Consider the following 7,534-nt stretch of genomic DNA (forward strand, 5'->3'; position numbering starts at 1 on the left):
GCGCAGCTGCGCACTCCCGCCCGGCGCCACTCCCCGCCGTCCGCGAATGCACAGACCAGCTCCGCCATCCGCGCCGAATCGGCATGCATCCGCACCGAGAGATCGTGCATCTCACACTCGGGCGCCAGGCTGGAAGGCTCGGAGTGACTGTCGGGCATTGCGCTCATCACAAAGCAATGATAGCAAACAGACGTTCGTATTGCAAGCAAACACCCGCCCCGCGCAAACCGCCCGCACTGCAAACGCAAAGCCGCCGTATTCCCCTCCCCCCCTGGCCAGACCCAAATATGCGCAGCGCAATGCCAAAACACACACCGACCGACATCAGCGCATACCAAGCCCTCAGTGGTGTCCACCTCCTCTCCCGAACCGGCGCCCCCCGGGCGGCTCCGCGATCGGCTTCGTCGAGGCTCCGCCCGGGATCACCGACCACGCCACCAGGCCGCATGATGGCGCCGTGAAGGCGTCCGGCCGCAGGCTCACCCTCGCACTCGCCCTGGCAGGCAGCCTGCTCGCCAGCGGGGAGGTCTCGGCCGCCACCGCCCGGGTCCACGACGACGCCGGGCTGCTCGGCCCGTCCGACCGCGCCGAGGTCGAGCGCCGGGCCGCCACCGTGGCCGCGGCGGGATCGCCGGTGGTGGTGACGCTGCGCCACCTCGACGAGAGCCAGGACCAGACCGTGGCCGACGCCCGGGCGCTGATGACGGCGGAGCATGTCGAGTCCACGCCCGGCGCCCACGATGGCGTGGTGGTGCTGGTCAGCCTGCTCCCCGGCAGCCCCCGGCACGGCACCGCGGCGATCTATGCCGGCCAGGCGCTGCTCGACGGCCGCCTCCCCGAGGGTGAGCTGCAGCGGATCTACGACGACGTCATGGCGCCCCACCTCGTCGCCGGCGAGGTGGCGGCGGCGGTCGACGCCGGTCTGACCGCGGTCGCTCGCGACCTCCGCGAGGGACCGCCCCGCCCCTCGGCGGCGGTGACGGCCGCATCCGCGGTGACCCGCTTCGGGCTCGACCCCGCTGCGCTGCTGCTGCTCGTTCTCGTGTCGGTGACAGCGGCGCGGGTGTGGCGCCGGCGGAGCGCGGTGACCGTGGGCGCGGAGGTGGGTCCCGCGTCAGCCGCTGACGCGCCGCCGGCGATCGCCGGCGCCCTCTGGCAGGGGCACGTCCACCCGTCCCTGGCGCGCGCCACCCTCCTCGACCTCGCCCGCCGCGGAGCGCTGCGGATGGAGGGAGGGCGCAAGGTCCCGCTGCGGCTCCGCTGCGTCGACGTCAGCGGGGTCCGCACCCCCTGGGAGCGTGAGCTGTGGATGGCGCTGGCCGTCGCCGCCGACGGCGACGGGTGGGTCGGCCGCCGCCCGCTCGGCAGGGTGCTGAGCCGGCCGCAGCGGATGCTCGCCACGCTCCGCGAGGAGCTGTGCGGGCGCGGACTGTTCGAGTCGCGGATGACGGAGATCCGGCGGCCGCTGCTCCTCGGCGGCGCCGCCGGCCTGCTCCTCGCCACGGTCACCGCGGGCACCGCCGTCGCAGGGCTCGAACCCTGGGGATGGCTTGGCGTCGTCGCCGCCGGGTCCGCCGCGTTCGTCGGGTTCTCGGTGGCATCCCGCCTTCCCGAGGTCACCGCCGAGGGCCGGACCGCCGCTGCCCCCTGGGAGGCCTACCGGCGGGAGCTCGCGGCGCGATTCCGCCTTCTCGAGGATCACATCGACTGGGACGAGCATCTCGCCCACGCCGTCGCCCTCCATCTCGATCGGGAGCTGAGCGGCCGGCTGCTCCGCGACAGCCGGGCGGGGTACGCGCCCGCCTGGGCCGACCTCCGCGACCAGCGGGCGGGCGACTTCGGCGGCATGTGGGTGGTGTTCGGTGACACCGGCGCTGGCGGCTCCGGCGGGGGCGGTGGCGACGGCGGAGGGGCCGGTGCCGGTGGCGGCGGCGCCGGGGGCGGGTTCTGACCCCGCGACCCTCGACCCCCACGGCCGGGCGTCCGGACGGGACAATGCAGCCCGCCGTGATCGAGCCCGCATCGCCGCGCACCCGCGCCGCCGGCGCCCTCCTCGCCGCCCTCCTCGCCGGCGCGGTCTCGGGATGCGGCGAGCCGGTGGCCTCGGGCCTGCCCGGCACCGGCGCCGTCGCCACCGGCCCGGCGCTCGCGGCCCCGGCGACCACCGCGCCGCCCCGGGGGGCTCCCGGCCACGGCTGCCGCCTCCCCCTGAGCGGCCGGACCGCCGGGGGCCGCGAGGGGGTGGGCTTCGTCCAGCTCGCCAACGGCAGCGCGGTGGCCGACCCCTCCGGCGGAGTGCTGCCGGGGAGCGGTCAGGACCCCCGCAGCCGCACCGCCGCGGCGCCGGTGCTCCACGGCGCCGCCGGGGCGTCCCCGAGCTACGACCGCGCCGCCGGCCGCTGGGTGCCCGCGCCCCCGGCGGCGGTGGCCGCCGACGGGCTCGGCTACGCCTACGGGGCCGGCGACGGCGTCCACCTCGTCGACGTCCGCGGCGCCGCCGACCGGGTGCTCGGCGGCGGCGGCGACCTCGAGGTGCTCGCCGTCCGGGCCGAGGGGGTCTACGCGGTCCACCGCCGCCAGGCCGGGGGTGCCACCGACGGCCTGCTGCTCCTCGATCCGGCGAGCGGGGCGGCGCGCAGCCTGCGTCCCACCGAGGCCGGGGTGGAGTGGGCGGCGGTCGGGGGCGGGGCGGTGTGGGGGGTCGCGGTGCTGCCCGGCGGCGGTGCCGACGAGCTCTGGCGTCTCGACCCGGCGACCGGAGGGGTCACCGTCTGGTACCACCGCCAGGGCGCGGGTCTCCGCGTCGTCGGGGTCGATGGCGAGGGCCAGCCGCTGGTGCAGGTGGCCGCCCCGCAGTCCAGCTCGGTGTGGCTGGTCACGGCGCCGGGACAGGCGCACCAGGTCTCGGACGACGCCCCCGGCGGGGACGACACCCCGGGCTACCCGGTGTCGGTCACCGACGCCGGCGGGGTCTGGATGTCGGACGACGGCGGCACCCTCTACCGCTTCAGCAGGTCGACCGGGCTGCGGAGGGTCGACATCCCCCGCCTGCTCCCCACCGGGCAGCGGGTGGCCGGCGGCTGTTCGTAGGGCCCGGTCCACGGTGGACCGCAGCCATCAGCAAGACCCTGGGTGCACAACTCCGGAGATCGGTGCTTGCGCCTGCTTGAGGTAGATTGCGCGGGGTGGCCAGATTCCTTCTCCGCAGGCTGCTCAACTACACCGTCCTCGTGGCCCTGGCCACCGCGCTGGGCTACTTCCTCGCCGGCGCCACCCTCCATCCCCGCGCCAACTACGAGGGGCGCAACCCCCCGCTCCCGGCGGCGGTGATCGACAAGCAGCTGGACGAGCTCAACCTCAACGACCACACCCCGGTGGTCCAGCGCTTCGGCCGCTGGCTGGGCGGGGTGACCCACGGCGACTTCGGAAAGACCGTGGCCGGGGACTCGGTGACCACGGAGATGACCCGGCGGATGGGGGTGAGCCTGCGCCTCCTGCTCCTCGGCTCGGTGCTCGGCGGGGTGATCGGGGTCGGGGTGGGGGTTCTCGGCGCCGTCCGCCAGTACCGGCTCAGCGACTACGCCACCACCGCCCTGTCCTTCCTGATCCTCTCCACGCCCGTCTTCCTCGTCGCGGTGCTGCTCAAGCTGTCGGCGCTGAATCTGAACCAGCTCACCGGGGCCCAACTGCTCGACTACACCGGCGAGTACACCCCGGGGCTGACCGGCGGGACGCTGCACATCCTCCTCGACCGGGTCAGTCACCTCATCCTGCCGACGCTCTCGATCGTTCTCGGCCAGGCCGCGTTCTTCAGCCGCTACCAGCGCAACGCCATGCTCGACGTGCTCGGCAGCGACTTCCTCCGCACCGCCCAGGCCAAGGGGCTGCGCCGCCGCCAGGCGCTGATCAAGCATGGGCTGCGCACCGCGCTCATCCCCATGGCCACGTTCTTCGCCTACAACTTCGGCCTGCTGCTCACCGGCGCCGCCTTCACCGAGAAGATCTTCGGCTGGCACGGCATGGGCGAGTGGTTCGTCGACTCGGTGTCGAACAACGACGTCAACGTGGTGGTGGCGGTGACCCTCTTCGCCGCCGTGCTGGTGCTGATCGCCGGCCTGCTCTCCGACCTCGCCTACGCCGTCCTCGACCCGCGGGTGCGGATCTAGCCGCATGGCGATCCCCACCGACCCGATCCTGATCGACATCGAGGAGGCGGCCGCCGTCGACAGCGCCGAGGGGGCGGGGATCGGCCGCGGCCGCCTGGTGCTGCGGCGCTTCCTCCGCCGCCGGCTGGCGGTCGGCGGCCTGGTGGTGCTGGTGCTGCTCTTCGCGCTCGCCTTCCTCGGGCCCTACATCTCGAGGTGGGACTACCGCTCCCACGACTTCGACGCCTTCCTGCAGCCGCCCTCCTGGTCGCACTGGTTCGGCACCTCGCAGATCGGCGAGGACGTCTACGCGCAGACTCTGCGCGGACTCCAGAAGTCGCTGATCATCGGCCTGCTCACCGCCCTCTTCTCGACCGGCATCGCCGCGGTGGTGGGCGCCTGCGCCGGCTACTTCGGGGGCTGGGCCGACCGGGTGCTGATGTGGTTCGTCGACCTGCTGCTGGTGCTGCCCGGCTTCCTGATCATCGCCATCCTCAGCCCCACCTTCCGGGGGCGCACCTGGCTGCTCTTCGTGCTGCTGCTCGCCGGCTTCTCGTGGATGATCACCGCGCGGGTGGTGCGCGGCCTGTCGCTCAGCCTCCGCGAGCGCGAGTTCGTCCAGGCGGCGCGCTTCATGGGGGTGCCGCCGGCGGTGATCATCGCCCGCCACCTGCTTCCGAACATGTCGTCGCTGCTGATCATCGACGCCACCATCAACGTCGGCGGCGCCATCCTCGCCGAGACCGGGCTCAGCTACTTCGGCTTCGGCGTGCAGCCGCCGGACGTCTCGCTCGGCACCCTGATCGCCGACGGCACCCATTCGGCGCTCACCTTCCCCTGGCTCTTCCTCTTCGCCGGCGGCCTGCTCATCCTCACCGTGCTCGCCGTGAGCGTGGTCGGCGACGGCCTCCGCGACGCCTTCGACCCCAACGCCGCCGCGCCGCGGGGTCAGGCGTGAGCGAGGTCCTGTCGGTCGGCGACCTGACCGTCTCCTTCCCCAGCGAGGCGGGCTCGGTGCGTGCGGTGCGGGGGATCAGCTACACCGTCGCCGCCGGCGAGGTGCTCGGCATCGTCGGCGAGTCGGGCTCGGGGAAGTCGGTGTCGGCGCTGGCGGTGATGGGCCTGCTGCCCCGCACCGCCCGGGTCGAGGGATCGGTGCGGTTCCACGGCGAGGAGATGCTCGGACTCGGCGACCGCGAGCTCTCGGCGATCCGCGGCAAGGGGATCGCGATGGTCTTCCAGGACCCGCTGTCCGCGCTCACCCCGGTCTACACGGTGGGCGACCAGATCGCCGAGGCGGTCTCGGTGCACACGGCGGTGTCGCGCCAGCAGGCGTCGCGGCGGGCGATCGAGCTGCTCGAGCTGGTGGGCATCCCCGAGCCTGCGACCCGGGCGCGCGCCTTCCCCCACGAGTTCTCGGGGGGGATGCGGCAGCGGGTGATGATCGCGATGGCGATGGCCAACGACCCCGACCTGATCATCGCCGACGAGCCCACCACCGCCCTCGACGTGACCATCCAGGCGCAGATCCTCGAGGTGCTGAAGACCGCCCAGCGCGCCACCGGGGCGGCGATCGTGATGATCACCCACGACCTCGGGGTGATCGCCGGCTTCGCCGACCGGGTCATGGTGATGTACGCGGGCCGGCCGGTCGAGGCGGGCCCCGTGGACGAGCTCTTCTACCGGCCGCGGATGCCCTACACCCTCGGCCTGCTGGGGTCGCTGCCCCGCCTCGACGCCACCGAGCGCCAGCCCCTGACCCCGCTCGACGGCAGCCCGCCGTCGCTGGTCGACCTCCCCGCCGGCTGCCCCTTCGCGCCCCGCTGCCCGCTGCGGGTCGACGTCTGCCTCGACCGCGAGCCGGTGCTGGCCCACACCCTCGACCCCCGCCACACCGCCGCCTGCCACCGCCACGCCGAGATCGAGGCCCGCCGGCTCGGCCCCGCCGACGTCTTCCCCGCGCCGGTGGCGGGGGAGCCGGCGGTGGCCGCCATCCCCCGCGAGGACCGGCGGGTGGTGCTCGAGGTGCGCGACCTCGAGCGGCACTACCCGCTCACCAGGGGGGTGGTGTTCCGGCGCCAGGTGGGCACGGTGCGCGCCGTCGACGGGATCAGCTTCGACGTCCGCGAGGGCGAGACCCTGGCGCTGGTCGGCGAGTCGGGCTGCGGCAAGACCACCACGATCACCCAGATCCTCACCCTGGCCCGGCCGACCGCGGGCTCGGTGGTGGTGCTCGGCCGCGACAGCGCCGGTCTCGGCGGCGGCGAGCGCAAGGCCATCCGCCGCAACCTCTCGGTGGTCTTCCAGGACCCGCTGGCCTCCCTCGACCCCCGGCTGCCGGTGGGCGACATCCTCGCCGAGGGGCTGCGCACCCACGGGGTCCCGAAGCAGCGGCGCGACCGGCGGGTGGGCGACCTGCTGCGCCTGGTGGGGCTGGGGCCGGAGCACGCCAGCCGCTACCCCCAGGACTTCTCCGGCGGCCAGCGCCAGCGCATCGCCATCGCCCGGGCGCTCGCCCTCGAGCCCCGGCTGATCGTCCTCGACGAGCCGGTGTCCGCGCTCGACGTCTCCATCCGGGCAGGCGTGATCAACCTCCTCGAGGAGCTGAGGGCCCGGCTCGGCCTCGCCTACCTCTTCGTCGCCCACGACCTCTCGGTGGTGCGCCACATCGCCGACCGGGTGGCGGTCATGTACCTCGGCCGGATCGTGGAGATCGGCACCGTCGCCGCGGTCTTCGACACCCCCGCCCACCCCTACACCGAGGCGCTGCTCTCGGCGATCCCGCTCCCCGACCCGCGTCGCGAGCGCGCCCGCCGCCGGATCCTGCTCGAGGGCGACCTCCCCAGCCCCTTCGACATCCCGTCGGGCTGCCGCTTCCGCGCCCGCTGCCCACGCTACGCCACCCTTCCCGAGGTGCTGCGCGAGCGGTGCCGCGCCGAGGAGCCTGCGCCGCTGCCCCAGGGCGCCGACCACGACGCCGCCTGCCACTACCCGGGGGTGCCCGCGGCTCTGTGAGGGGCGGCCGGAAGGGCCCCGGCACCACGGCATACACTCTCGCCAGCAACCGGTAATTGGCACCACCAGGGAGGGAGCCGTGGCACCCGCACGACGTACGTGGAGCGTCTGCCTTCTGACGGCACTGGGCCTGGCGGTCTCGGGCTGCGGTGGCTCGGGCGGGTCGTCGGCACAGGGGACGTCGTCGGGGTCCTCGGCGCCTCCTGCCACCGCCGTCGACATCAACAGGACCGACCGCAGCCTGCTCCAGGACGGCGGCACCATCCGCTGGCCGATCGACGGCTACCCGGTCAACTTCAACGGCAACGAGCTCGACGGCACCTCGAGCAACGGCGCCGACGTCGTGGGTGCGCTGATGCCGTCGATGTTCAACT

The 7,534-nt window shown here is 74.2% G+C and carries 6 protein-coding genes; all 6 read left to right on the forward strand.

What is annotated here, in order from left to right; all coding sequences use genetic code 11:
• Positions 1-457: 457 nt before the first annotated feature.
• Positions 458-1,951, forward strand: coding sequence for a TPM domain-containing protein (locus VGL20_17510; GenBank protein ID HEY2705483.1), 1,494 nt, complete (start codon positions 458-460; stop codon positions 1,949-1,951).
• A gap of 56 nt (positions 1,952-2,007) precedes the next feature.
• Positions 2,008-3,090, forward strand: a complete 1,083-nt coding sequence (locus tag VGL20_17515; GenBank protein ID HEY2705484.1) for a hypothetical protein — start codon at positions 2,008-2,010, stop codon at positions 3,088-3,090.
• 95 nt (positions 3,091-3,185) lie between these two features.
• Positions 3,186-4,166, forward strand: coding sequence for an ABC transporter permease (locus VGL20_17520; GenBank protein ID HEY2705485.1), 981 nt, complete (start codon positions 3,186-3,188; stop codon positions 4,164-4,166).
• A 28-nt stretch (positions 4,167-4,194) separates the two neighbouring features.
• Positions 4,195-5,103 carry an ABC transporter permease gene (locus VGL20_17525; GenBank protein HEY2705486.1) on the forward strand — a complete coding sequence of 303 codons (909 nt, stop codon included), beginning with the start codon at positions 4,195-4,197 and terminating at the stop codon, positions 5,101-5,103.
• Positions 5,100-7,160, forward strand: coding sequence for an ABC transporter ATP-binding protein (locus VGL20_17530; GenBank protein ID HEY2705487.1), 2,061 nt, complete (start codon positions 5,100-5,102; stop codon positions 7,158-7,160). Before VGL20_17525 ends, VGL20_17530 begins: the two co-directional genes overlap by 4 nt.
• Positions 7,161-7,239: 79 nt before the next feature.
• Positions 7,240-7,534: ABC transporter family substrate-binding protein (locus tag VGL20_17535; protein HEY2705488.1), on the forward strand; the 295-nt coding region annotated here is incomplete at its 3' end.

It is taken from the genome of Candidatus Dormiibacterota bacterium, assembly GCA_036495095.1.
GTDB lineage: Bacteria > Chloroflexota > Dormibacteria > Aeolococcales > Aeolococcaceae > CF-96.